This is a genomic window from Streptomyces violaceus (assembly GCF_036014075.1).
Classification (GTDB): Bacteria; Actinomycetota; Actinomycetes; order Streptomycetales; family Streptomycetaceae; genus Streptomyces; species Streptomyces violaceus.
Genome location: NZ_CP107911.1, coordinates 3,295,211 through 3,318,885, shown reverse-complemented (window position 1 = coordinate 3,318,885; position 23,675 = coordinate 3,295,211). Strand labels below are relative to the sequence as shown.

The 23,675-nt window shown below is 71.8% G+C and carries 22 protein-coding genes; 9 read left to right on the top strand and 13 right to left on the bottom strand.

Annotation, left to right across the window (positions count from 1 at the left end):
- Positions 1 to 84: 84 nt before the first annotated feature.
- Genes OG542_RS14715 through deoC form a run of 3 tightly spaced genes read right to left on the bottom strand, consistent with a single transcriptional unit; the run spans position 85 to position 3,382 of the window.
- Complete coding sequence (locus tag OG542_RS14715; RefSeq protein WP_328411270.1) at positions 85 to 969, bottom strand: aldehyde dehydrogenase family protein; 885 nt, start codon at positions 967 to 969, stop codon at positions 85 to 87.
- Positions 962 to 2,398 (bottom strand): aldehyde dehydrogenase family protein, encoded by a 1,437-nt coding sequence (locus tag OG542_RS14710; protein ID WP_328411268.1) that lies wholly within the window; start codon positions 2,396 to 2,398, stop codon positions 962 to 964. The genes OG542_RS14715 and OG542_RS14710 overlap by 8 nt, the downstream gene beginning before the upstream one ends.
- Before the next feature lie 21 nt (positions 2,399 to 2,419).
- Positions 2,420 to 3,382 (bottom strand): deoxyribose-phosphate aldolase, encoded by a 963-nt coding sequence (gene deoC, locus OG542_RS14705; protein ID WP_328411266.1) that lies wholly within the window; start codon positions 3,380 to 3,382, stop codon positions 2,420 to 2,422.
- 127 nt (positions 3,383 to 3,509) lie between these two features.
- On the opposite strand from deoC, the gene OG542_RS14700 reads away from it, so the two are divergent.
- On the top strand, positions 3,510 to 4,214 hold the full coding sequence (locus tag OG542_RS14700) for a PH domain-containing protein (RefSeq protein WP_328411264.1): 705 nt from the start codon (positions 3,510 to 3,512) through the stop codon (positions 4,212 to 4,214).
- Between the two features lie 72 nt (positions 4,215 to 4,286).
- Here OG542_RS14700 and OG542_RS14695 read toward each other — a convergent pair whose 3' ends face one another.
- From OG542_RS14695 to OG542_RS14685, 3 genes are all read right to left on the bottom strand, one after another.
- Positions 4,287 to 5,927, bottom strand: a complete 1,641-nt coding sequence (locus tag OG542_RS14695) for a phospho-sugar mutase (RefSeq protein WP_328411262.1) — start codon at positions 5,925 to 5,927, stop codon at positions 4,287 to 4,289.
- Positions 5,928 to 6,294: 367 nt separating this feature from the next.
- Positions 6,295 to 7,131 (bottom strand): purine-nucleoside phosphorylase, encoded by an 837-nt coding sequence (locus OG542_RS14690; RefSeq protein WP_328411260.1) that lies wholly within the window; start codon positions 7,129 to 7,131, stop codon positions 6,295 to 6,297.
- 93 nt (positions 7,132 to 7,224) lie between these two features.
- Complete coding sequence (locus OG542_RS14685; RefSeq protein WP_189722895.1) at positions 7,225 to 7,662, bottom strand: gamma-glutamylcyclotransferase; 438 nt, start codon at positions 7,660 to 7,662, stop codon at positions 7,225 to 7,227.
- A gap of 97 nt (positions 7,663 to 7,759) precedes the next feature.
- On the opposite strand from OG542_RS14685, the gene OG542_RS14680 reads away from it, so the two are divergent.
- Positions 7,760 to 9,208 carry an NAD(P)H-quinone dehydrogenase gene (locus tag OG542_RS14680; protein WP_184591102.1) on the top strand — a complete coding sequence of 483 codons (1,449 nt, stop codon included), beginning with the start codon at positions 7,760 to 7,762 and terminating at the stop codon, positions 9,206 to 9,208.
- A 165-nt stretch (positions 9,209 to 9,373) separates the two neighbouring features.
- Positions 9,374 to 10,348 (top strand): DeoR/GlpR family DNA-binding transcription regulator, encoded by a 975-nt coding sequence (locus OG542_RS14675; RefSeq protein ID WP_328411256.1) that lies wholly within the window; start codon positions 9,374 to 9,376, stop codon positions 10,346 to 10,348.
- Positions 10,349 to 10,734: 386 nt separating this feature from the next.
- Here the strand turns inward: OG542_RS14675 and OG542_RS14670 are convergent, their stop codons facing one another.
- Entirely contained in the window at positions 10,735 to 12,510 is a 1,776-nt protein-coding gene (locus tag OG542_RS14670) for an acetyl/propionyl/methylcrotonyl-CoA carboxylase subunit alpha (protein WP_193481703.1), read from the bottom strand.
- Between the two features lie 344 nt (positions 12,511 to 12,854).
- Here OG542_RS14670 and OG542_RS14665 point away from each other — a divergent pair, with 344 nt between their 5' ends.
- Entirely contained in the window at positions 12,855 to 13,331 is a 477-nt protein-coding gene (locus tag OG542_RS14665; RefSeq protein ID WP_311127457.1) for a hypothetical protein, read from the top strand.
- Here OG542_RS14665 and OG542_RS14660 read toward each other — a convergent pair.
- The 4 genes from OG542_RS14660 to OG542_RS14645 all read right to left on the bottom strand — a co-directional run bounded on the left by OG542_RS14660 (position 13,300) and on the right by OG542_RS14645 (position 16,032).
- Positions 13,300 to 13,920, bottom strand: coding sequence for a Maf family protein (locus tag OG542_RS14660; RefSeq protein ID WP_311127458.1), 621 nt, complete (start codon positions 13,918 to 13,920; stop codon positions 13,300 to 13,302). The two genes, OG542_RS14665 and OG542_RS14660, sit on opposite strands and share 32 nt — an antisense overlap.
- A gap of 32 nt (positions 13,921 to 13,952) precedes the next feature.
- Complete coding sequence (mmpB, locus tag OG542_RS14655) at positions 13,953 to 14,081, bottom strand: morphogenic membrane protein MmpB (RefSeq protein WP_142160211.1); 129 nt, start codon at positions 14,079 to 14,081, stop codon at positions 13,953 to 13,955.
- A 111-nt stretch (positions 14,082 to 14,192) separates the two neighbouring features.
- On the bottom strand, positions 14,193 to 14,402 hold the full coding sequence (locus OG542_RS14650) for an acyl-CoA carboxylase epsilon subunit (protein WP_311127459.1): 210 nt from the start codon (positions 14,400 to 14,402) through the stop codon (positions 14,193 to 14,195).
- Between the two features lie 25 nt (positions 14,403 to 14,427).
- On the bottom strand, positions 14,428 to 16,032 hold the full coding sequence (locus tag OG542_RS14645) for an acyl-CoA carboxylase subunit beta (protein WP_328411251.1): 1,605 nt from the start codon (positions 16,030 to 16,032) through the stop codon (positions 14,428 to 14,430).
- A gap of 301 nt (positions 16,033 to 16,333) precedes the next feature.
- On the opposite strand from OG542_RS14645, the gene OG542_RS14640 reads away from it, so the two are divergent.
- The gene (locus OG542_RS14640; RefSeq protein WP_328411249.1) at positions 16,334 to 17,227 is read left to right on the top strand and encodes a biotin--[acetyl-CoA-carboxylase] ligase; all 894 of its coding nucleotides are present in this window, start codon (positions 16,334 to 16,336) and stop codon (positions 17,225 to 17,227) included.
- A 249-nt stretch (positions 17,228 to 17,476) separates the two neighbouring features.
- On the top strand, positions 17,477 to 18,580 hold the full coding sequence (locus tag OG542_RS14635; RefSeq protein WP_193481709.1) for an adenylate/guanylate cyclase domain-containing protein: 1,104 nt from the start codon (positions 17,477 to 17,479) through the stop codon (positions 18,578 to 18,580).
- Between the two features lie 9 nt (positions 18,581 to 18,589).
- Here the strand turns inward: OG542_RS14635 and OG542_RS14630 are convergent, their stop codons facing one another.
- Positions 18,590 to 19,255, bottom strand: coding sequence for a hypothetical protein (locus OG542_RS14630; protein ID WP_328411247.1), 666 nt, complete (start codon positions 19,253 to 19,255; stop codon positions 18,590 to 18,592).
- 226 nt (positions 19,256 to 19,481) lie between these two features.
- On the opposite strand from OG542_RS14630, the gene OG542_RS14625 reads away from it, so the two are divergent.
- The 3 genes from OG542_RS14625 to hutH all read left to right on the top strand — a co-directional run bounded on the left by OG542_RS14625 (position 19,482) and on the right by hutH (position 23,263).
- Positions 19,482 to 20,282, top strand: coding sequence for an enoyl-CoA hydratase/isomerase family protein (locus tag OG542_RS14625; protein WP_328411245.1), 801 nt, complete (start codon positions 19,482 to 19,484; stop codon positions 20,280 to 20,282).
- A gap of 191 nt (positions 20,283 to 20,473) precedes the next feature.
- The gene (locus OG542_RS14620) at positions 20,474 to 21,628 is read left to right on the top strand and encodes a GGDEF domain-containing protein (protein ID WP_328411243.1); all 1,155 of its coding nucleotides are present in this window, start codon (positions 20,474 to 20,476) and stop codon (positions 21,626 to 21,628) included.
- Positions 21,629 to 21,724: 96 nt separating this feature from the next.
- The gene (gene hutH / locus OG542_RS14615; protein WP_328417915.1) at positions 21,725 to 23,263 is read left to right on the top strand and encodes a histidine ammonia-lyase; all 1,539 of its coding nucleotides are present in this window, start codon (positions 21,725 to 21,727) and stop codon (positions 23,261 to 23,263) included.
- Positions 23,264 to 23,330: 67 nt separating this feature from the next.
- On the opposite strand, the gene OG542_RS14610 is transcribed toward hutH, so the two are convergent.
- Positions 23,331 to 23,645 (bottom strand): hypothetical protein, encoded by a 315-nt coding sequence (locus tag OG542_RS14610; protein WP_328411241.1) that lies wholly within the window; start codon positions 23,643 to 23,645, stop codon positions 23,331 to 23,333.
- Positions 23,646 to 23,675 lie beyond the last annotated feature (30 nt).

Sequence of the window (23,675 nt, the reverse complement as noted above, 5' to 3'; positions counted from 1 at the left end):
GCGGGCCCGTACACGGAGAAGCCCCGGCCCTCCTGGACGGAGGAGGGCCGGGGCTTCCGTATCGAGGGGGTGGCGGGGGTGCGTCTAGTACGAGGAACCCGACGCGCCCAGTGACCCCGTGGGGTGCCAGACCGTTTTCGTCTCCAGGAACGCCGTCATGCGGTCGGTGCCCGGCGTCTCCGCGTAATCCACAGGCTGTGGACGGAGGACGCGCTTGAGGTTGTCGGCCGCCGCGATCTCCAGTTCCTTCGCGAGGACCTCGTCGGCGCCCGTGAGGTCGATCGCGTTGACGTCCTGGTGGGCCGCGAGCGGGGTCGCGATCTCCGCCGTGCGTCCCGAGAGGACGTTGACCACGCCGCCGGGGACGTCCGAGGTGGCCAGCACCTCGGCCAGGGACAGGGCGGGCAGCGGGGACTTCTCGCTCGCCACCACGATCGCCGTGTTGCCGGTCGCGATCACCGGGGCGAGCACCGACACCAGGCCCAGGAAGGACGACTCCTGCGGGGCCAGCACCGCGACCACGCCGGTCGGCTCGGGGGAGGACAGGTTGAAGAACGGGCCCGCGACCGGATTGCCGCCGCCGACCACCTGGGCGATCTTGTCGGTCCAGCCCGCGTACCAGACCCAGCGGTCGATCGTCGCGTCCACGACCGCCGCCGCCTTGGACTTCGACAGGCCCTCCGCGTCGGCCACCTCACGCGTGAACTGGTCGCGGCGGCCCTCCAGCATCTCGGCGACGCGGTAGAGGACCTGGCCGCGGTTGTACGCCGTCGCCCCGGACCAGGCGCCGAACGCCTTGCGGGCCGCGACCACCGCGTCCCGGGCGTCCTTGCGGGAGGACAGGGGTGCGTTCGCCAGCCACTTGCCCTTTGAGTCCGTCACCTCGTACACCCGGCCGCTCTCGGAACGCGGGAACTTCCCGCCGACGTACAGCTTGTAGGTCTTCAGGACGGTGAGCCGATCAGACATCGAGGTACGCCTCCAGGCCGTGGCGGCCGCCCTCGCGGCCGAAGCCCGACTCCTTGTACCCGCCGAACGGCGAGGTCGGGTCGAACTTGTTGAACGTGTTGGACCAGACGACACCCGCGCGGAGCTTGTTCGCGACCGCCAGGATGCGCGAGCCCTTCTCCGTCCAGATGCCGGCGGAGAGGCCGTACTGCGTGTTGTTGGCCTTGGCGACCGCCTCGTCCGGGGTGCGGAAGGTCAGGACCGACAGCACCGGGCCGAAGATCTCGTCGCGGGCGATCCGGTGCGCCTGGGTGACGTTCGTGAAGAGCGTCGGGGCGAACCAGTAGCCGCTCTCCGGAAGTTCGCAGGCCGGTGACCAGCGCTCGGCGCCCTCCGCCTCGCCCTGCTCGACGAGGGAGGTGATGCGCGTGAGCTGCTCCTCGGAGTTGATCGCGCCGATGTCCGTGTTCTTGTCCAGCGGATCGCCGAGGCGGAGCGTCGACAGGCGGCGCTTGAGGGATTCGAGGAGCTCGTCCTGGATCGATTCCTGGACCAGGAGACGGCTGCCGGCGCAGCAGACCTGGCCCTGATTGAAGAAGATGCCGTTCACGATGCCCTCGACGGCCTGGTCGATCGGGGCGTCGTCGAAGACGATGTTGGCGCCCTTGCCGCCCAGCTCGAGCGTGAGCTTCTTGCGGGAGCCGGCGACCGTGCGCGCGATCTGCTTGCCGACGGCCGTGGAGCCGGTGAAGGCGACCTTGTTCACGTCCGGGTGGCCCACCAGCGCGGCGCCCGTGTCGCCGTAGCCGGGGAGGATGTTGACGACGCCCTTGGGCAGGCCCGCCTGGCGGCAGATGTCCGCGAAGAACAGAGCCGAGAGGGGCGTGGTCTCCGCCGGCTTCAGGACGACCGTGTTGCCGGTGGCCAGGGCCGGGGCGATCTTCCATGCCAGCATCAGGAGCGGGAAGTTCCAGGGGATGACCTGGCCCGCCACCCCGAGCGGCCTCGGGTTCGCTCCGTAGCCGGCGTGGTCGAGCTTGTCGGCCCAGCCCGCGTAGTAGAAGAAGTGCGCGGCGACCAGGGGCAGGTCGGCGTCGCGGGTCTCCTTGATCGGCTTGCCGTTGTCCAGGGTCTCGAGGACGGCCAGCTCGCGGGAGCGCTCCTGGATGATGCGGGCGATGCGGAAGAGGTACTTCGCGCGCTCCGCGCCCGGGAGCGCCGACCACTTCTCGAAGGCCTTGCGGGCGGCCTGTACGGCGCGGTCCACGTCCGCCTCGCCCGCCTGGGCGATCTCGGAGAGGACCTCCTCGGAGGAGGGGCTGACCGTCTTGAAGACCTTGCCGTCGGCCGCCTCGGTGAACTCACCGTCGATGAACAGGCCGTACGAGGGTGCGATGTCGACGACCGCGCGGGACTCGGGAGCCGGGGCGTATTCGAATGCGGGTGACACGTTTTCCATGTTCATGGGGTCTCAGTCCACCGTCACGTAGTCGGGGCCGGAGTAGCGGCCGGTGGCCAGCTTCTGGCGCTGCATCAGCAGGTCGTTCAGCAGCGAGGAGGCGCCGAAGCGGAACCAGTGGTTGTCCAGCCAGTCCTGGCCCGCCGTCTCGTTGACCAGGACGAGGAACTTGATGGCGTCCTTCGAGGTGCGGATGCCGCCGGCCGGCTTCACGCCGACCTGGATGCCGGTCTGCGCACGGAAGTCACGGACCGCCTCCAGCATGAGCAGCGTGTTCGCCGGGGTCGCGTTCACTGCGACCTTTCCGGTGGAGGTCTTGATGAAGTCAGCGCCCGCCAGCATCCCGAGCCAGCTCGCGCGGCGGATGTTGTCGTACGTCGACAGCTCGCCCGTCTCGAAGATGACCTTCAGGCGCGCGGAGGTCCCGCAGGCCTCCCGCACGGCGGTGATCTCGTCGTACACCTTCAAGTACCGGCCCGAGAGGAACGCCCCTCGGTCGATGACCATGTCGATCTCGTCGGCGCCCGCGGCGACGGCCTCGCGGACGTCGGCCAGCTTGACCGTGAGCGGGGCGCGGCCCGCCGGGAACGACGTGGCGACGGAGGCGACCTTCACGCCGGAACCGGCGACGGCCTCCTTGGCCACGGCCACCATGTCGGGATAGACGCAGACCGCGGCCGTGGCGGGCGCCGTACGGTCCGTCGGGTCGGGCCTGACCGCCTTGGCGCCGAGCGCCCGGACCTTGCCCGGGGTGTCCGCGCCTTCCAGCGTCGTCAGGTCGACCATCGAGATGGCGAGGTCGATGGCGTACGCCTTCGCTGTCGTCTTGATCGAACGCGTACCGAGAGAGGCCGCACGTCCCTCGAGTCCGACCGCGTCGACGCCGGGAAGCCCGTGGAGGAAGCGGCGCAGCGCGCTGTCGGACGCGGTGACGTCCTTGAGGGGGTGAGCTGCGGTGAGTGCAGAACTGGGCATGGTCACCAGACGAGCATATCTACGCGCGTAGCGGCTGTACAGCCCCCGGGTTCTCTCGGGTGGGGTGGAACGGCCCCGGGGGTGGGGTGCCGGGGGCGGGGGCGTCGGCGTCCGGCAGAATCGAGACATGACGAGCCCCGAGTCCCAGTCACCCGCGCCGCAGCCGGAGCCCGAGTCCAAGGACCGGGTCTACCGGTCGGTCCCGGCCATCGCCGGTGGTGTGCTGCTGCTCGCCATCGCCGGGTGGCTCGGCATCGACGCGCTCGTCTCGGGGGAGGGGCGCACGCAGTGGCTGGCGCTCGCGCTGATGCTGCTCATCGTGCCGCTCGTCGTGGCCTTCACCCTGCGGCCTGCCGTGTACGCGGGCGACGACCGGCTGCGGATCCGCAACCCCTTCCGCGTCATCGTGCTGCCCTGGGGGCAGGTCGCCTCGCTGAAGTCCGCCTACTCGAACGAGGTCCTCACCGAGTCCGGCGCCAAGTACCAGCTGTGGGCCGTCCCCGTGTCGCTGCGCGCCCGCAAGAAGGCCGCGCGGCGTGAGATGCGGGCGACCGCGCAGGTACGGCGGTCCATGGGGCGGGACGAGGGGCGTGGCAGCGCTCTCGGGATGCGTGCGGGGCTGGGGCACGGCCTCGGTGGCGGCGGTCCGGAGCCGGAGGGGCCCGCGCGTGCGGAGACCGACCGGATCATGGACGAGCTGCGGGGGCTGCACGAGGCGCGGCACCAGGTGGAGACGGCGCAGGGTGAGGTGACCGTGCGGTGGGCCTACGAGGTGGTGGGGCCGGCGGTTGCCGGGGTGGTGCTCGTCGCGATTCTGCTGGCTGTGGGGTAGCGCGCTGGCTGACGGCTGTGGGGCGGTGTAGGGCGCTGGGGTGCCCTGGGCGGGGCACCCCTTGTTGTGTTCTCAGATGCCTGCCGCCGTCGACAGGTCGCGCTTGATCGACTCCAGTAGTGCCGTCGCCTTCGCGCGGGCCGTGGGGAGGTCGGTGTGTGACGCGACCGGGATCACGACCTCCAGGTAGCACTTCAGCTTCGGCTCCGTGCCGCTCGGGCGGACGATCACCCGGGCGCCGTCGAGCGTGTAGCGCAGGCCGTCGGTGGGCGGGAGGCCTTCCGTGCCCTGGGTGAGATCGTCGGTGCGGGTGATGGGCAGGCCGGCGAGTTGGGTCGGGGGCTGTTCGCGCAGGCGGTGCATCGCGGCGGCGATGAGGGAGAGGTCCTCGACGCGGACCGACAGCTGATCCGTGGCGTGCAGGCCGTGTTCCACGGCCAGGTCGTCGAGGAGGTCGAGGAGAGTGCGGCCTTCCGACTTGAGCCGCGACGCCAGTTCCGTGATCAGGAGGGCGGCCGTGATGCCGTCCTTGTCGCGTACGCCGTCGGGGTCCACGCAGTAGCCGAGGGCCTCCTCGTAGCCGTAGCGCAGGCCCTCGGCGCGGGCGATCCACTTGAAGCCGGTGAGGGTCTCGACGTGGGGGAGGCCCGCCTTCTCGGCGATGCGGCCGAGGAGGGAGGACGAGACGATCGACTCCGCGAACGTGCCGGTCGCTCCGCGGTGGACCAGGTGGGCGGCGAGGAGAGCGCCGACCTCGTCGCCTCGGAGCATGCGCCAGTCGCTGTCGCTGTTGTCGTCCTGTACCGCGACGGCGCAGCGGTCCGCGTCCGGGTCGTTGGCGATGATCAGGTCGGGGGCGGTTTCGCGGGCGGTGGCGAACGCCAGGTCCATCGCGCCGGGTTCCTCCGGGTTGGGGAACGCGACGGTCGGGAAGTCCGGGTGGGGGTCGGCCTGTTCCGTGACGAGGGCCGGGGCCGGGAAGCCTGCGCGGGCGAAGGCCGCCAGGAGGACGTCCTTGCCTACGCCGTGCATGGCCGTGTACACCGTTCGGGCCGTGCGGGGGGAATCCTTGGCCAGTACGGCGTCGGTGCGGGTGAGGTAGGCGTCGAGGACGCTGTCGTCGAGGGTGTCCCAGCCGTGGGTGGGGCGGGGGACGGTGGTGAGGGACGGGACGGCGGCGATCTCCGCGGCGATGTCGGCGTCTGCGGGCGGGACGATCTGGGAGCCGTCGCCGAGGTAGACCTTGTAGCCGTTGTCGCGGGGTGGGTTGTGGCTGGCGGTGACCTCTAGGCCGGCGACCGCGCCGAGGTGCCGTATGGCGAAGGCGAGGACGGGGGTGGGGAGGGGGCGGGGGAGGACGGCGGCGCGGAGGCCGGCGCCGGTCATGACGGCGGCGGTGTCCAGGGCGAAGTCGTGCGACTTGTGGCGGGCGTCGTAGCCGACGACGACGAGGCCGTCGTCGTGGCCCTGCTTCCTGAGGTACGCGGCGAGGCCCGCGGCGGCGCGGATGACGACCGAGCGGTTCATGCGCATGGGGCCGGCGCCGAGTTCGCCTCGGAGGCCGGCGGTGCCGAACTGGAGGGTGCCGGTGAAGCGGGCGGCGAGTTCGGTGTGGTCCTGGGCGTCGATGAGGCGGGCGAGCTCGGTGCGGGTGTCCGGGTCGGGGTCCTCGGTGAGCCACGCCTGGGCCTGTGCGATGAGTTCGTCGTGCACGGTCGGGATCAGCCTCTCGGTTGTCGGGGGTGCGTGTAGCGCCTGCGCGGTGGGGGTGGGTCGGGGCCGCGTCGGGGGGGTGTCCGTCCTCGGAACGGCGCGATGGGGTTGCGTACCGACTCGCTGTCCGTTGACGCGCCAACCGCTGCGGGCGGACACCCCCCGACACGTCCCCTTCTCGCCGTACGCGGGTGCGGGTGCGTTCCGCCCCAGCTGCGGGCATGCGTGCCGCTAGGGGCGGCACGGGTGGGCGGTGGGGGTCCCCCCGCTCGAGCGCAGCCGAGAGTGGGGGAGGCACCCCGCTCCGCCGGGCTGCGGACCCACCCCGGCCCCAGCACCAACGCCGGGTGCCTCGCGAACGTGGGGCTTAGAGCCGACCCAGTACCTGAGCCAGCAGGGAACCCATCCTCGTCGCCGAGTCCCGGCCCGCCTGCAGTACTTCTTCGTGGTTCAGCGGCTCTCCGGTCATACCCGCCGCGAGGTTGGTCACCAGGGAGATACCGAGAATTTCCGCACCCGCTTCGCGCGCGGCGATCGCCTCGAGGACCGTCGACATGCCCACCAGGTCCGCGCCGATGACACGGGCCATGCGGATCTCGGCCGGGGTCTCGTAGTGCGGGCCGGGGAACTGGGCGTAGACGCCCTCCTCCAGGGTGGGGTCGACCTCCTTGCACAGGGCGCGCAGGCGCGGGGAGTAGAGGTCGGTGAGGTCGACGAAGTTGGCGCCGATGATGGGGGAGGTGGCCGTGAGGTTGATGTGGTCGCTGATCAGGACCGGCTGGCCGGGGCGCATGCCCTCGCGCAGGCCGCCGCAACCGTTGGTGAGGACGATCGTCTTGCAGCCGGCCGAGACGGCGGTGCGCACGCCGTGGGAGACGGCGGCCACGCCGCGGCCCTCGTAGTAGTGCGTGCGGCCGAGGAAGACCAGGGCGCGCTTGTCGCCGATCTTGTACGAGCGGATCTTGCCTCCGTGGCCCTCGACCGCCGGGGGCGGGAAGCCGGGCAGCTCGGTGACCTGGAACTCGGCGGCGGGGACGCCCAGGGCGTCCACGGCCGGGGCCCAGCCGGAGCCCATCACGAGGGCGACGTCGTGGGTCTCGGCGCCGGTGAGTTCGCGCAGGCGGGCCGCGGCGGCGTCGGCGGAGGCCCTTGGGTCGATCGGGGCGGCGCCCTGGATGTCGTCCGGAAGAAGAGATGCGTTCACGCCGACGAGGGTAGCCGGTGATTGCCTACGCGCGTAGATGGCGGAGCTCACGGGGTGACGATCGTTGTCTTGTCGTTTCCAACGAAAAACGGCTCAGCAGGGGCGCTTGCGGAGTTCCATCACGTAGTCGTGCGGAGCGCCCGCCGATTCTGCCGCGTCGGCGATCTCGCCCAGGTAGCGGGCGGAGGGGAGGCCGCCCTCGTAGGCGTTGAGGGCGTAGGACCAGGCCGGCTCGTCGCCCTCCAGGGTGTGCACCCGTACGCGTGTGCGCCGGTAGATCTCGAGGCCCACGCCCTCCCAGCGGTCCATCGAGTCCTCGTCCATGGGGGCGATGTCGTACAGGGAGACGAAGACCTGGGAGGTGGGGTCCTCGACGATCGTCGGCAGGGCGCCCTCCCACCCCATGTGCTCGCCGCCGAAGGTCAGCCGCCACCCGTTCAGCCAGCCGGTGGCGCGCAGCGGCGAGTGCGGGGCGCGGCGGGACATCAGCCGCGCGTCGAGGTTGCCGGCGTACGCGGCGTAGAGCGACATGGGGGAAGGGTACGGCAGGCGGACTCGCGTCACTCGCGTAACGGAGCCGCATCGGGCGCGGGCCCCGGGGCGGTGTCACGTTGATGGGTGCGGGACAATGGAGTACGTGACTCGGATCGTGATCATCGGTGGCGGACCCGGCGGATACGAAGCGGCGCTGGTGGCCGCTCAACTCGGCGCGGAGGTGACCGTCGTCGATTGCGACGGTCTGGGCGGGGCGTCGGTGCTCACCGACTGCGTACCGTCGAAGACTCTGATCGCGACGGCCGAGGTGATGACCACCTTCGACTCGTCGTACGAGGAGCTGGGGATCATCGTCGCCGACGACACCCCGCCCATGGAGCAGTCGGCGCGGGTCGTGGGGGTCGACCTGGGGAAGGTCAACCGGCGTGTGAAGCGGCTCGCGCTCGCCCAGTCGCACGACATCGCCGCCTCCGTGACGCGTGCCGGGGCGCGTGTCATGCGCGGGCGCGGGCGGCTGGAGGGCATGCAGGCGCTCGACGGGTCGCGCAAGGTCGTGGTGCGCGCCGCTGACGGGAGCGAGGAGACCCTGACGGCGGATGCCGTGCTCATCGCCACCGGTGGGCATCCGCGTGAGCTGCCCGACGCTCTGCCGGACGGTGAGCGGATCCTGAACTGGACCCAGGTGTACGACCTCGACGAGCTCCCCGAGGAGCTGATCGTGGTCGGGTCGGGTGTGACCGGCGCCGAGTTCGCCGGCGCCTACCAGGCGCTGGGGTCGAGGGTGACGCTCGTGTCGTCGCGGGACCGCGTGCTGCCCGGCGAGGACCCGGACGCGGCCGCCGTGCTGGAGGACGTCTTCCGGCGGCGCGGCATGAACGTCATGGGGCGCACCCGGGCGCAGTCCGCCAAGCGGGTCGGGGACCGGGTCGAGGTGACCCTCTCCGACGGGCGGGTCATCACCGGGTCGCACTGCCTCATGGCCGTCGGTGCCGTGCCCAACAGCGCGGGCATGGGGCTGGAGGACGCCGGGGTCAGGCTGCGCGAGTCCGGTCACATCTGGACCGACAAGGTGTCGCGTACGACCGCTCCGGGCGTGTACGCGGCCGGTGACGTGACGGGTGTGTTCGCCCTCGCCTCCGTGGCCGCCATGCAGGGGCGGATCGCGATGTATCACTTCCTCGGCGACGCCGTGGCCCCGCTGAACCTGAAGACCGTGTCGTCGAACGTCTTCACCGACCCGGAGATCGCCACCGTCGGCTACACCCAGGCCGACGTCGACGGCGGGAAGATCGACGCCCGGGTCGTGAAGCTGCCGCTGCTGCGCAACCCGCGCGCCAAGATGCAGGGCATCCGCGACGGCTTCGTCAAGATCTTCTGCCGTCCGGGCACCGGGATCGTGGTCGGTGGCGTCGTCGTGGCGCCGCGGGCCTCGGAACTGATCCACCCGATCTCGCTCGCGGTCGACAACAATCTGACCGTCGAGCAGATCGCGAACGCCTTCACCGTCTACCCCTCGCTGTCGGGCTCGATCGCCGAGGTGGCACGGCAGTTGCACACGCGCAAGGAGACCGGCGAGGGCTGAGTCCGAAACCGGCTCCTCGCTGTTCACGGGGAGTATTCGACCATGTGTGTGGCATAGGCGGCGGGACTAGGCCCTATACCACTTCCCGCTGCTCCGTACGAACATCTTCTGCTATTCAGCGCAAACTGCTGAAAGCAGACGGTCGCTGGCGTTACTGTCAGTTTCGTGTTCGCTGCAGAACGTCGCCAATTGATCCTCGAAATGGTGCGAGCGAACGGGGCCGTGTCGCTCCGTGAGCTCGCCCGCGTCGTCCAGACCTCCGAAGTGACCGTACGGCGGGACGTGCGCGCGCTGGAGGCAGAAGGACTCCTCGACCGCCGGCACGGCGGTGCGGTACTGCCGGGCGGTTTCACGCGGGAGTCCGGCTTTCCGCAGAAATCCCATCTCGCGACCGCCGAGAAGACCGCCATCGCCGACCTCGCCGCGAACCTCGTGGAGGAGGGCGAGGCGATCGTGGTCGGGGCGGGTACGACGACCCAGGAGCTGGCGCGCCGACTCGCCCGGGTGCCCGGACTGACCGTCGTCACCAACTCACTGCTGGTGGCGCAGGCGTTGGCCCACGCCAACCGGGTCGAGGTCGTGATGACTGGCGGTACGCTCCGCGGTTCGAACTACGCCCTGGTCGGCAGTGGTGCCGAGCAGTCCCTGCACGGGCTGCGGGTGTCGCGGGCCTTCCTGTCCGGGAGCGGCCTGACCGCCGAGCGGGGGCTGTCCACGTCCAACATGCTGTCGGCGTCCGTCGACCGGGCGCTGGTGCAAGCGGCCGCGGAGGTCGTGGTCCTCGCCGACCACACCAAGCTCGGCACCGACACGATGTTCCAGACCGTGCCGACGGATCTCATCACTCGCCTCGTGACGGACGAGCCGCCCGCCCATGACGACCGTGCGGCCACCGAGCTTCAGGCGCTTGCCGACCAGGGCGTGCAGATCGCCGTGGCCGGGGGGCAAGGGGGTTCGGCGGGGGCGGCCGGGCCGGGGGGTGAACCCGTCCCGGCACGCCAGCAGCGTCGGGACGTGCCGTTGCCCGGGCCTCGGCGTCAGGTTCCTGGCGCGGGGGGTGGGTTGCGGTCCGCCGCGATGCTGGGGGAGCAGGGGGCTGGGGCGGAGCGGGCTCGGGTGGCGGATCTGCGGCGGCGGTAGTGGCTGCCGGGTGGGTCGGTCCAGTAGCTGTGGGGTGTCAGGCACCGGGGTGAGGGCTGGGGCGGGGTGGGTGCGCAGCCCGGCGTTGCGGGGTGCCTCCCCCACTCTCGGCTTCGCTCGAGCGGGGGGACCCCCACCGCCCACCCGTGCCGCCCCTAGCGGCACGCATGCCCGCAGCGGCGGCAGCCGGGACGCGCCCGCACCCGCGTACGGCGAGAAGGGGCCGTGTCGGGGGTGTCCGCCCGCAGCGGTTGGCGCGTCAACGGACTGTTAGTCGGTGTCCGACCCCATCGCGCCGTTCCGAGGACGGACACCCCCCGGCGCGGCCCCGACCCACCACCCGGCGGGTAGGCGCTACGCGCGCCCACCCGCTCGGGTGTGTTGCCTCAGTCCTTGATTTCGCAGATGGCCGCGCCGGACGTGACCGACGCGCCGATTTCCGCGCTCAGGCCCTTGATCGTGCCCGACCTGTGGGCGTTCAGGGGCTGCTCCATCTTCATCGCCTCGAGGACGACGACCAGGTCGCCCTCCTTGACCTCCTGGCCCTCCTCGACGGCCACCTTGACGATGGTGCCCTGCATGGGGGAGGCGAGGGTGTCGCCGGAGGCGACGGGGCCCGACTTCTTCGCCGCGCGGCGCTTGGGCTTGGCGCCCGCCGCCAGGCCCGTACGGGCCAGGGACATGCCCAGCGAGGCCGGGAGGGAGACCTCCAGGCGCTTGCCGCCGACCTCGACGACGACCGTCTCGCGGTCCAGCTCCTCCTCCGCCTCCGTGGCGTCGGCCGGCGCGGCGAAGGGCTTGATCTCGTTGACGAACTCCGTCTCGATCCAGCGGGTGTGGACCGTGAACGGGTCGGACGAGCCGGTGAGCTCGGGGGCGAACGCCGGGTCCTTCACCACCGCACGGTGGAACGGGATCGCCGTCGCCATGCCCTCGACCTGGAACTCCTCCAGCGCGCGGGCGGCCCGCTGCAGAGCCTCCGCGCGGGTGCGGCCGGTGACGATCAGCTTCGCCAGCAGGGAGTCCCACGCCGGGCCGATGACCGAGCCGGACTCCACGCCCGCGTCCAGGCGGACACCCGGGCCGGACGGCGGGGCGAACGTCGTGACCGTGCCGGGGGCCGGGAGGAAGTTGCGGCCCGGGTCCTCGCCGTTGATGCGGAACTCGAAGGAGTGGCCGCGCAGCGCCGGGTCGTCGTAGCCGAGCTCCTCGCCGTCGGCGATGCGGAACATCTCGCGCACGAGGTCGATGCCGGCGACCTCCTCGGTGACCGGGTGCTCCACCTGGAGGCGGGTGTTGACCTCGAGGAAGGAGATCGTGCCGTCGAGGCCGACGAGGAACTCGACCGTGCCCGCGCCGACGTAGCCGGCCTCCTTCAGGATCGCCTTGGAGGCCGAGTACAGCTCCTCCACCTGCGCGTCGGACAGGAAGGGGGCGGGGGCCTCCTCGACCAGCTTCTGGTGCCGGCGCTGGAGGGAGCAGTCACGGGTGGAGACCACGACGACGTTGCCGTGCTGGTCGGCCAGGCACTGGGTCTCCACGTGCCGCGGCTTGTCCAGGTAGCGCTCGACGAAGCACTCGCCACGCCCGAAGGCGGCGACCGCCTCGCGCACCGCCGAGTCGTACAGCTCGGGCACCTCTTCGAGCGTGCGCGCGACCTTCAGGCCGCGACCGCCGCCGCCGAAGGCCGCCTTGATGGCGATCGGCAGACCGTGCTGCTCGGCGAAGGCGACGACCTCGTCGGCACCGGAGACCGGGTCGGGCGTGCCCGCGACCAGCGGAGCGCCCGCGCGCTGCGCGATGTGCCGGGCGGCGACCTTGTCGCCGAGGTCGCGGATGGCCTGCGGGGGCGGGCCGATCCAGATCAGGTCCGCGTCCAGGACCGCCTGGGCGAAGTCCGCGTTCTCGGAGAGAAAGCCGTAGCCGGGATGGATGGCGTCCGCGCCCGACTCCCGAGCGGCCTTCAGCACCTTCTCGATGTCGAGATAGCTGGTGCCCGGGGTGTCACCGCCCAGGGCGAACGCCTCATCCGCGGCGCGGACATGCAGAGCGTCCCGATCCGGGTCGGCGTAGACGGCCACGCTCGCGATGCCGGCATCCCGGCAGGCCCGGGCCACGCGGACAGCGATTTCGCCACGGTTGGCGATGAGCACCTTGCGCACGATGAGGCTCCCTCCTTGAAACAAGCCGAGTTTAGGGACTGCCGACACGGCACTTCGACCCGTCCCCAGTGGTGAGCTTGCCCACACGGAGCGTGATGCGAGGCTCGCTCGACCCGCGAAATCCCTTGTCGCACCGCGGTACGCAGCACTCCTTCGGGAAACCCTAGCCGTCCTCTGTGGCCAAGGTCTCTGTCATCACGTGCTGCGGGCCACTCCGTTTCTTTGTGGAGTCCCTACGAATGGCCCAATGATTCTTTGCCCGCCGCGGAACCCTTGTCCCAGGGTTTACCTGTCAGTAGCGTTCGCGATGTCTCGAACGTACTAGGGGTAAGAGGGTGGGCCCGGTGGTGCGCAGGCCGGTGGCGTGGGTCGTGGCGTTGGTGCTGTTCGTCGAGGCGTTCGGCATCGCCGCGCTGAACTGGTTCCTCGGGGTCGTCGTCGACCGGCAGGACATGTCCCTGGCCGGGCTCGATCCGCACATGATGTCGGTGTCGTCGAAGATCGGCGGGATCGCCTTCGGCCTCTACTTCGCGCTGTGCGGCCTGGTCGCCCTGCTCGTGGCGCTGCGGGACCGCCCCCCGGCGGGCTTCGGGCGCGTGCTGCTGATCAGCGCGGCGGTCGTGCACGGGCTGCTCGGCGCCTTCACCTGGGGGCTCGTCGGCTGGCCCGCGTTCCTGTTCATGATGCTGGTGCTCGGCCTGATCGTCCTGCTGCTGATGACGTACGACCGCCCGGCCGAGCCCGCCGACGCCGCGCCCCGGGCCGGGACCGGCGGCGACGGGTCCCCGGTCACTGCTCCGCCGGCGCCCACAACTCCGTGATGCCCACGCCCAGGTCGGCGAGGAGCCGCCGGACCAGGGGCAGGCTGATGCCGATCACGTTGCCGTGGTCGCCGTCGATGCCGTTGATGAACGGGGCCGAGCGGCCGTCCAGGGTGAACGCCCCGGCGACGTAGAGCGGTTCGCCGGAGGTGACGTAGGCGGCGATCTCCTCGTCGGTGGGGTCGCCGAAGTGGACGACGGTGGACGCGGTGGCGGAGACGTAGCGGCCGGTGAGGGTGTCGTAGACGCAGTGGCCGGTCTGGAGGGTGCCGGCGCGGCCGCGCATCGACTTCCAGCGTGCGGTGGCCTCCTCGGCGTCGGCGGGCTTGCCGAGGGCCTGGCCGTCCAGGTCGAGCACCGAGTCGCAGCCGATCACGAGCGCGCCCTTGGTCTCCGGCCGGGCCGCCACGACGGAGGCCTTCGCCTCGGCGAGGGCGAGCGCCAGCTCGGCGGGGGTGGGGGCGGTGATGGCGTCCTCGTCGACGCCGCTCACGATCACCTCGGGGGTGAGTCCGGCCTGGCGGAGCAGTCCGAGCCGGGCGGGGGACTGGGAGGCGAGGACGAGTCGCCTGCGGCGCTGAGCGGTCATGCCATCAGGTTAGTCACCTGAGCGAGGCCGACTCACCTCACTCCGATCACGATCATCGCAAGCACCATGGCCAGGGCCAGGAGAACGCTCAGTCGCCGCAGCATGTCCTGCATGTCACGCAGTTCTTCGGGCGGTTCGTTCTCGGGGTCGGACCACAGCATGGCACCAGCGTGCGGCTTGGCAGGGCGGGGCGCCTGAGTAGGGATACTCAAATCGGCGCCCCGCGTTGCCGCGCAGTGCGCGGTTTCCCCGCGCCCCTGAAGAAGCGGATCTCACCCCGGCCAGTAGGTGCGGCCCCAGGCCGCCGGCCCCGGCTGGGGCAGGCGGTGGGATGCGATGCGGGACGGGTCGGACCAGGAGTCGCGGGGGGCGGGTGCGCCGGGCGGTGTGTCTGTCGCCGCCGCGGCGCGGGCCCTGACCACCGCCAGTGCGGCGGCCAGCTCCTCCGGGGTCGGGTTGCCCCGTACGACCTTGATCGTCATGTGGGCCTCCTGGGCTCGCTGAGGGCTAGAGGGGGATGTTGCCGTGCTTCTTCGGAGGCAGGGATTCCCGCTTCGTACGCAGTTGACGCAGACCCCGTACGACGTGGCAGCGGGTGTCGGACGGCATGATCACCGCGTCGACGTAGCCGCGCTCGGCCGCGACGTAGGGGTTGAGCAGCGCGTCCTCGTACTCCTGGATCAGCCGGGCCCGGACCGCCTCGAGATCCTCACCGTTCGCCTCCGCCTCGGCGATCGTGCGGCGGTGCAGGATGTTGACCGCGCCCTGGGCGCCCATGACGGCGATCTGGGCGGTGGGCCAGGCGAGGTTGAGGTCGGCGCCCAGGTGCTTGGAGCCCATGACGTCGTAGGCGCCGCCGAAGGCCTTGCGCGTGATGACCGTGATGAGCGGGACGGTGGCCTCGGCGTAGGCGTAGATCAGCTTGGCGCCGCGGCGGATGATGCCGTCGTGCTCCTGGTCGACGCCGGGCAGGAAGCCGGGGACGTCCACGAAGGTGATGACCGGGACGTTGAAGGCGTCGCAGGTCCGCACGAAGCGGGCCGCCTTCTCGGAGGCGGTGATGTCGAGGCAGCCGGCGAACTGCATCGGCTGGTTGGCGACGATGCCGACGGGGTGGCCCTCGACCCGGCCGAAACCGGTGACGATGTTCGGCGCGTACAGCGGCTGCGTCTCGAAGAACTCGGCGTCGTCCAGGACGTGCTCGATCACCGCGTGCATGTCGTACGGCTGGTTCGCGCTGTCCGGGACGATGACGTCCAGCTCGCGGTCCTCGTCGGTGATGTCGAGGTCGGCCTCCTCCGCGAAGACCGGCGGCTCGGAGAGGTTGTTGGACGGCAGGTACGACAGCAGCTGCTTGACGTACTCGATGGCGTCCTTCTCGTCCCCGGCCATGTGGTGGGCCACGCCCGAGGTCGAGTTGTGGGTCCTGGCTCCGCCCAGCTCCTCGAAGCCGACGTCCTCGCCGGTGACGGTCTTGATGACGTCGGGCCCGGTGATGAACATGTGCGAGGTCTGGTCGACCATGACCGTGAAGTCGGTGATGGCCGGGGAGTAGACGGCCCCGCCCGCGCACGGGCCGACGACCAGGCTGATCTGCGGGATCACGCCGGAGGCATGGGTGTTGCGGCGGAAGATCTCGCCGTAGGCGCCGAGCGAGGCGACGCCCTCCTGAATCCTGGCCCCGCCGGAGTCGTTGATGCCGATGACCGGGCAGCCGGTCTTCAGCGCGAAGTCCATGACCTTGACGATCTTCTGGCCGTAGACCTCGCCGAGGGCCCCGCCGAAGACCGTGAAGTCCTGCGAGAAGACGGCGACGGGACGGCCGTCGACGGTGCCGTACCCGGTGACGACGCCGTCGCCGTACGGGCGGTTCTGGTCCAGGCCGAAGTTGGTGGACCGGTGCCGGGCGAACTCGTCCAGCTCGACGAAGGAGGCTTCGTCCAGGAGGAGTTCGATCCGCTCACGGGCCGTCAGCTTGCCCTTGGCGTGCTGCTTCTCGACGGCGCGTGCGGAGCCGGCGTGCGTCGCTTCCTCGATGCGGCGCTGGAGATCCGCGAGCTTGCCCGCGGTCGTGTGATTGTCAGGCTGCTGCAGCTCTTCCGGCTCGGACATCGGGATGGGGCTCCCTGCCTGCTCAAAAGGGGGGACGGTTACTCATCCGTAGAGTAGTGCGGTGCCCTCGGGTCGGCAGTGCGGCGTTTACCACACCGCCCCTGCCTTCCCAGGAACGCCGATGAGATCTACGGAATCGGCGGCGCGGTGGCCGATGTGGCGCATACGATCAAGGTGTCGCGGCGGGACACGCCGGAGGGGCGTCGCCACGGAGTGGCCGAGCGCCCGTGAACCTCAGCCCTTCCGGGCTGGAATCCACTCCCTCTGCGGGATGGAGGGTGTCAAACCTAGGGTGGCTTGCATGAACAAGCCGCCAGGTGCAGATGGAAACCCGCCCAACGGGCCCCGTGAGCCGAGGTCGAGCCGATGGTCCGACCTCGACCGCCCGCCCCTCAATGTCACCGCCCTGCGCCGGGGGCTGGTGCGGGAGGGAGGGCTGTGGTCGGAGGTGGACGTGGTGCAGCGCACCGGCTCCACCAACTCCGACCTCGTGGCCCGGGCGGCCGAGGGCGGGGCCGTCGAGGGCGCGGTGCTCGTCGCCGAGGAGCAGACCGCCGCGCGCGGCCGCCTCGACCGGCAGTGGACGGCACCGGCCCGTTCCGGCCTCTTCTTCTCCGTGCTGCTGACGCCGAGCGAGGTGCCGGTGGCGCGGTGGGGGTGGCTGCCGTTGCTCACGGGCGTGGCGGTGGCGGCGGGGCTGTCGCGGGCGGCGGGTGTCGACACGGCCCTGAAGTGGCCGAACGACGTGCTGGTCACGGTGCGGGGCGAGGAACGCAAGGCCGGGGGGATCCTCGCCGAGCGGGCCGGCGACGACGGGGTCGTGATCGGGGTCGGCGTCAATGTCTCGCTGAAGGAGGACGAGCTGCCGGTGCCGACGGCGGGGTCGCTGGAGCTGGCCGGGGCGGTGAGCACGGATAGGGATCCGCTGTTGCGGGGGGTGCTTCGTTCTTTGGAGGAGTGGTACGGGAAGTGGCGTGCCGCCGGGGGTGACCCGGGGGTGAGCGGGTTGCAGGAGGCGTACGCGGCGGGGTGCGCGACGCTCGGGCGGACCGTGCGGGCGGAGTTGCCGGGGGATCGGGGCGTGGTGGGGGAGGCCGTGGCCGTGGATGGGGACGGGCGGTTGGTGCTGGCTACGGAGGACGGGGTGCAGGAGCCGGTGGGGGCGGGGGACATCGTGCACCTGAGGCCCGCCTGAGGCTGCAGGGGGGTGGGTGCGCAGCCCGGCGTAGCGGGGTGCCGCTGCGCCCACCCGTGCCGCCCTTAGCGGCACGATTGCCCGCAGCTACGTCGGAGCCCCCTGTGGACGGTGGGGCAACGCCGAGTGCGAGGCAAACGCCGGGTACCTCACCACCTGGCTGGCCCTGACGGAGTGAGCTGGCGCACACCTGCCGTAGAGTTGAGGCCGGTCGATACATGACCGTGACAGATCGGAAGGGCAGCACGCGTGACCGTCGAAGACCCGGATTCCGGTACGGACGCGCAGGGCGCCGACCCCGGCGAGGACCCGCTCGCCCTGCGCCTCGAAGGGCTCATTCTGGGGGCCGAGCGCCGGTACACCCCGTTTCAGGCGGCCCGCAGCGCCGGTGTCTCCATGGAACTGGCCTCCCGCTTCTGGCGGGCGATGGGCTTCGCGGACATCGGGCAGGCCAAGGCCCTCACCGAGGCGGACGTACTCGCCCTGCGGCGTCTCGCCGGTCTCGTCGAGGCGGGGCTGCTGAGCGAGGCGATGGCCGTACAGGTGGCCCGGTCCACCGGGCAGACCACCGCCCGGCTCGCCGAGTGGCAGATCGACTCCTTCCTGGAAGGGCTGACCGAGCCGCCCGAGCCGGGCATGACGCGCACCGAGGTGACGTACCCGATCGTCGAGCTGCTCCTGCCCGAGCTGGAGGAGTTCCTGGTCTATGTCTGGCGGCGTCAGCTCGCCGCCTCGGCCGGACGGGTCGTGCAGGCCGCCGACGACGAGGAGATGGTCGACCGGCGCCTCGCCGTCGGCTTCGCGGACCTGGTCGGGTTCACCCGCCTCACCCGCCGGATGGAGGAGGAGGAGCTCGGCGAGCTGGTCGAGGCCTTCGAGACCACGGCCGCCGACCTGGTGGCCGCGAACGGCGGACGGCTGATCAAGACCCTCGGCGACGAGGTGCTGTACGCCGCCGACGACGCGGGCGTCGCCGCCGAGATCGCCCTGCGGCTGATCGAGACCATGGCGCACGACGAGACGATGCCGGAGCTGCGCGTCGGCATGGCGTTCGGCACCGTGACCACCCGTATGGGCGATGTCTTCGGTACCACCGTGAATTTGGCCTCCCGGCTCACCTCGATAGCTCCGAAGGACGCCGTCCTCGTCGACACCGCCTTCGCCGAGGAGCTGATCCGCACGCAGGACGCCCCGTCCTCCGAAGCGGAGGCGGCCGAGGAGGCCGCGGCGGCGGAGAAGGAGGGCGAGGAGCCTCCGGCGTACCGGTTCGCGTTGCAGCCGATGTGGCAGCGGCCCGTGCGTGGGCTGGGCGTAGTGGAGCCGTGGCTGCTCACACGGCGGGACCTGGGCTGACAGGGGCGGTCAGCCGCGGCGGCCCGGGGTGTCCACGCACACGCCGATGACCGGCAGGCACAGGCCGGGGTCGTCCGGTTTCTTCGGTTGCTCGGGCCTGGGCGCCGGGACTGGCGTGGTCCGGCTCGGTGGAGCGGGCGTGGCCGGGGTCGGGCGAGGGACGTTGCCCTGGGCGGCCGGTGCCGGGGTGTTCGGCGTGCCGGGGATGGCCGTGGGCCGGTGAGCGGCGGTCGTGGTGGCCCCTCGGGTGCCGGTCGTGGCGGGCGGGGCCGGCCGGGCGCCCCTGGTGACCGGGGTCGGCGTCGGGCCGCCCAGGACCGTGGGTGACGAAGGACTGGTCTCGGGGGCGGCCGGGAAGGTCGCGGTGGTGCCGGTGGCCGTGTCCGTGCCGGTGGTGACCGGGTCGGGGCGGGGTTCGGCCTCGACGGTGCCGACGCCGTCGGGGCTCGGGCCGGAGGCCAGGCGTACGAGGCTCAGGGCGCCGGCGGCGAGGGCCAGGCCGCCGGCGAGCAAAACCTTGCGGGAGCGGGGCTTGCGGTGGCGGCCTCGGACGCGGGGGGCGGAAAGGCCGGTTTCCGTCGGGGGCGGCTCGTGGGGTGGGGCCGGTTCCCTGCGGCGAGGTGCCGTGGCGGCCCCGGTGTCCCGCTGTGGCTTCGCCGGCATGTTCGTCCTCATCACGGTTCCTCCCCGATGCGCACGCGCCCCCTGTGCGCCGTTGGCGGACGCACGCTATGCGCTCCCATGGGTGGTCGGGCCGCAATTGAGGTGATGTCACTCGAACGGGTGGGCGGGTGATGGTGTGATGGTGCGGGAACCGGTCGCGTCCGCTCTTTCGTGCGTGGAGTGCGGCTGCGATGATCGGGGCGGTGAGGTTGTTAACCCGCGTTAACCGGAGGGTGTCATGAACGAGGAACGGTACGGGGAGTTCGTGCTGGTGCGGCGGCATGAGCAGGGGCGTGTCGCGGAGCTCGTCCTCGACCGGCCCAAGGCCATGAACGCCGTGTCGACCGAGATGGCGCGGTCCATCGCCGGGGCGTGTACGGCGCTGGGGGAGGACCGGGACGTACGGGTGGTCGTGCTGACCTCGACGCATGAGCGGGCGTTCTGTGTGGGGGCCGATCTGAAGGAGCGGAACTCGTTCAGCGACGCGGATCTGGTGCGGCAGCGGCCGGTGGCGCGTGGGGCGTACACCGGGGTGCTGGAGGTGCCGGTGCCGACGGTGGCGGCGGTGCACGGGTTCGCGCTGGGGGGCGGGTTCGAGCTGGCGCTCGCGTGTGACGTGATCGTGGCGGACCGTACGGCGGTGGTGGGGCTGCCGGAGGTGTCGGTGGGGGTGATTCCCGGGGGCGGGGGCACGCAGTTGCTGCCGCGCCGGGTGGGGGTGGCGCGGGCGGCTGAGCTGATCTTCTCGGCGCGGCGGGTGGAGGCCGTCGAGGCGGGCGAGTTGGGGTTGGTGGATCAGGTGGTGGAGGAGGGGCGGGACCGGGAGGCGGCCTTGGAGCTGGCCTCGCGGATCGCGGGGAATTCGCCGGTGGGGTTGCGGGCGGCGAAGCGGGCGTTGCGTTTGGGGCAGGGGCTTGATCTGCGGGCCGGGCTCGAGGTGGAGGACGCGGCGTGGCGGGCGGTGGCGTTCTCCGGGGACCGGGCGGAGGGGGTTGCCGCGTTCAATGAGAAGCGGAAGCCGGAGTGGCCCGGGGAGTGATCTGTGCACAGGGTTTGCTGCTGGGGGCGGGTGGGTGCGCAACTCGGCGAAACGAGGTGCCGCTGCGCCCACCCGTGCCGCCCCTAGCGGCACGCATGCCCGCAGCTGAGGCGGGACGCGCCCGCAGCGCGGTCGTCCCCGTTCGCGTCGTCAATAGAACGGATTGGCTGAAAAGTCCCTAGCCTGGAGTGATGGGTGAGGACAGACGGCTGGTGGCCGTCGTCGCGTTGGCTCAGGGGATGGCGGCCGCACACGGGTCGCGTGAGGCGTGGCGTGCGGCGGCTGCCGGGGCGTGCAGGGCGCTGGGCGGGAGCTTTGCCGCGCTGTCGGTGTGGGAACGGGAGCTCGGGCGGCTGAAAGTCCTCGTGAACGTCGGTGCGCTGGCCGACGGGGAAGAGGAGTTCCCGGAGGACGAGTCCTATCCGGTGCACCAGTTCGCGGAGATCACCGAGTTCCTGCACGAGCAGTGGGCGTCGGGGGGCGGGGAGCCCGACGCGTGGGTGGAGACCGCCGAGGGGCCCGCCGCGGGGCGGCGTCCCGGGTACTGCCACCAGCGCGTCGCCGCCCTGCGCCGCCGGGGCCGCGGCTGCTGCGTGGTCGCGCCGATCGTGCTGCACGGGCGGGCCTGGGGTGAGCTGTACGTGGCCCGGCCCGCCGGTGAGGCCGTCTTCGAACGGGACGACGCCGACTTCGCCACCGTCCTGGCCTCCGTCGTGGCCGCCGGCATCGCCCAGACCGAGCGGCTGGAGGAGGCCCGGCGCCTCGCGTTCACCGACGCGCTGACCGGGCTCGCCAACCGTCGTGCCGTGGACGTACGCCTGGAGCAGGCGATCGAGCGGCACCGCAGGGACGGCGCGGTCGTCAGCCTCGTCGTCTGCGATCTGAACGGGCTCAAGCGGGTCAACGACACCCATGGGCACGCCGTCGGCGACCGGCTCCTGGAGCGTTTCGGCTCGGTGCTGTCGCTGTGCGGGGCCATGCTGCCGGGGGCCCTGGCGGCGCGGCTCGGCGGGGACGAGTTCTGTCTGCTCGCGGTCGGGCCGCCCGCCGACCAGGTCGTGAAGGCGGCCGGCGAACTGTGCCGCCGGGCGTCCGAGTTGGAGCTCGGGGACGGCGTGGCCTGCGGGGTCGCCTCCACCGAGGATCCGATCGGGCCCGTACGGTCCGCGCGGCGGCTGTTCCGGCTCGCGGACGCGGCCCAGTACCGGGCCAAGGCCGAGCGGGCCGCCCGGCCGGTGGTCGCCGGCCGAGCCGGGCCCGATGATCCCGTCATGCGGCTGGCGGACGAGCCGTCCGAGGGGGCCGACGGAGAGCGCCGGCGGTTCCGCGGGCGGCACGCGCCGTAGGGGAGCGGCTGGGGGATGTGACGTATCGGTAAGGGGTGAACCCCGCCCCCAGTGGTGACATCATCGAATTCACTGCGTACGCTCCTGAATATGGATATGCACACTGTGGTGGTGGGGACATCGGGCGTGACCGCGTCCGAGGTGCTCGCGGTGGCGCGTGCCGGCGCCCGCGTCGAGCTCTCCGAGGAGGCGGTGGCCGCCCTCGGCGCGGCCCGCGAGATCGTCGAGGCGCTGGCGGCCAAGCCGGACCCCGTGTACGGCGTGAGCACCGGCTTCGGGGCCCTGGCGACCCGGCACATCAGCCCCGAGCTGCGCGCACAGCTCCAGCGCAACATCGTCCGCTCGCACGCCGCCGGGATGGGGCCGAGGGTGGAGCGGGAGGTCGTCCGCGCCCTGATGTTCCTGCGGCTGAAGACCGTCTGTTCCGGGCACACCGGTGTACGGCCCGAGGTCGCGCAGACGATGGCGGACCTCCTCAACGCCGGTATCACCCCGGTCGTGCACGAGTACGGCTCCCTCGGCTGCTCCGGCGACCTCGCCCCGCTGTCCCACTGCGCGCTCGCGCTCATGGGGGAGGGCGACGCCGAGGGCCCCGACGGTGCCGTACGCCCGGCCGCCGAACTTCTCGCCGCGCACGGCATCCAGCCGGTCGAACTGCGCGAGAAGGAAGGCCTCGCCCTCCTCAACGGCACCGACGGCATGCTCGGCATGCTGGTGATGGCCCTGGCCGACCTGGACACGCTCTACCGGTCCGCCGACATCACGGCCGCCCTGTCGCTGGAGGCCCTGCTCGGCACCGACCGGGTCCTCGCCCCCGAGCTGCACGCCATCCGGCCGCACCCGGGGCAGGCGGCCAGTGCCGCCAACATGCTGGCCGTGCTGAAGGGTTCGGGCCTGACGGGCCATCACCAGGACGACGCGCCGCGCGTCCAGGACGCCTACTCGGTGCGCTGCGCCCCGCAGGTCGCCGGGGCCGGGCGGGACACCATGGCCCACGCCCGGCTGGTCGCCGACCGCGAGCTGGCCTCCGCGGTGGACAACCCGGTGGTGCTGCCCGACGGGCGTGTGGAGTCCAACGGCAACTTCCACGGGGCGCCCGTGGCCTACGTCCTGGACTTCCTCGCCATCGCCGCCGCCGACCTCGGCTCCATCGCCGAGCGGCGCACCGACCGGCTGCTCGACAAGAACCGCAGCCACGGCCTGCCGCCGTTCCTCGCCGACGACCCCGGTGTGGACTCGGGCCTGATGATCGCTCAGTACACCCAGGCCGCGCTGGTGAGCGAGCTGAAGCGGCTCGCCGTACCGGCGTCCGCCGAGTCGATCCCGTCCTCCGCGATGCAGGAGGACCACGTCTCGATGGGCTGGTCGGCGGCGCGCAAGCTGCGCACGGCCGTCGACAACCTCACCCGTGTCCTGGCCGTCGAGCTGTACGCCGCCACGCGCGCCGTCGAACTGCGCGAGGGGCTGACGTCGGCGCCCGCGACGCGGGCGGTCATCGCCGCCGTACGGGAAGCGGGAGTTCAGGGTCCCGGACCGGACCGGTTCCTGGCGCCCGACCTGGCCGCCGCGGACGCGTTCGTGCGCGACGGGCGGCTGCTCGCCGCGGTGGAGACGGTCACCGGGCCGCTCCAGTAGGACGAGTGCGGCCGGGGCCCCGCCGCGCGGTGGGGCCCCGGGGCGGTCGCCCCAGCGCCAAGTGCGCTCAGAGTCCGAGCCGTTCCCGGCGGACCGAGTAGGCGACGAAGCCCGCGCCCAGCGTGAGGAACAGCGTCCCGCCGACCACGTAGGGCGTGCTGTCGAAGCTGCCCGTATCGGCGAGGCGGGTGTCGGTGACGGAGTCGCCCGCGGTCGTGGCAGCGATCCGCGCCTGCTCTGTGACCTGCGGCGACGGGCTTGCCGCGACCGCGTCTCTCACCGGGGAGTCCGACGTCGCGTTGGCGGACGGGACGAACCACAGGGCGCCCAGCAGGGTCGCTGCGGCGGTGGTGGTCAGCAACGGACGGCGAGCGGATGACACGGAATATCGATCCCCTTGTGGCACTGGCGA

Excerpts from the sequence above, each read along its gene's own strand:
- deoC (WP_328411266.1), bottom strand. The coding sequence starts at position 3,382 with ATGCCCAGTTCTGCACTCACCGCAGCTCACCCCCTCAAGGACGTCACC.
- OG542_RS14630 (WP_328411247.1), bottom strand. The coding sequence starts at position 19,255 with ATGAGGACGAACATGCCGGCGAAGCCACAGCGGGACACCGGGGCCGCC.
- mmpB (WP_142160211.1), bottom strand. The coding sequence starts at position 14,081 with ATGCTGTGGTCCGACCCCGAGAACGAACCGCCCGAAGAACTGCGTGAC.
- hutH (WP_328417915.1), top strand. The coding sequence starts at position 21,725 with ATGCACACTGTGGTGGTGGGGACATCGGGCGTGACCGCGTCCGAGGTG.
- OG542_RS14625 (WP_328411245.1), top strand. The coding sequence starts at position 19,482 with ATGAACGAGGAACGGTACGGGGAGTTCGTGCTGGTGCGGCGGCATGAG.
- OG542_RS14700 (WP_328411264.1), top strand. The coding sequence starts at position 3,510 with ATGACGAGCCCCGAGTCCCAGTCACCCGCGCCGCAGCCGGAGCCCGAG.
- OG542_RS14715 (WP_328411270.1), bottom strand. The coding sequence starts at position 969 with ATGTCTGATCGGCTCACCGTCCTGAAGACCTACAAGCTGTACGTCGGC.
- OG542_RS14640 (WP_328411249.1), top strand. The coding sequence starts at position 16,334 with ATGAACAAGCCGCCAGGTGCAGATGGAAACCCGCCCAACGGGCCCCGT.
- OG542_RS14685 (WP_189722895.1), bottom strand. The coding sequence starts at position 7,662 with ATGTCGCTCTACGCCGCGTACGCCGGCAACCTCGACGCGCGGCTGATG.
- OG542_RS14680 (WP_184591102.1), top strand. The coding sequence starts at position 7,760 with ATGGAGTACGTGACTCGGATCGTGATCATCGGTGGCGGACCCGGCGGA.
- OG542_RS14650 (WP_311127459.1), bottom strand. The coding sequence starts at position 14,402 with ATGACGATCAAGGTCGTACGGGGCAACCCGACCCCGGAGGAGCTGGCC.
- OG542_RS14645 (WP_328411251.1), bottom strand. The coding sequence starts at position 16,032 with ATGTCCGAGCCGGAAGAGCTGCAGCAGCCTGACAATCACACGACCGCG.
- OG542_RS14660 (WP_311127458.1), bottom strand. The coding sequence starts at position 13,920 with ATGACCGCTCAGCGCCGCAGGCGACTCGTCCTCGCCTCCCAGTCCCCC.
- OG542_RS14620 (WP_328411243.1), top strand. The coding sequence starts at position 20,474 with ATGGGTGAGGACAGACGGCTGGTGGCCGTCGTCGCGTTGGCTCAGGGG.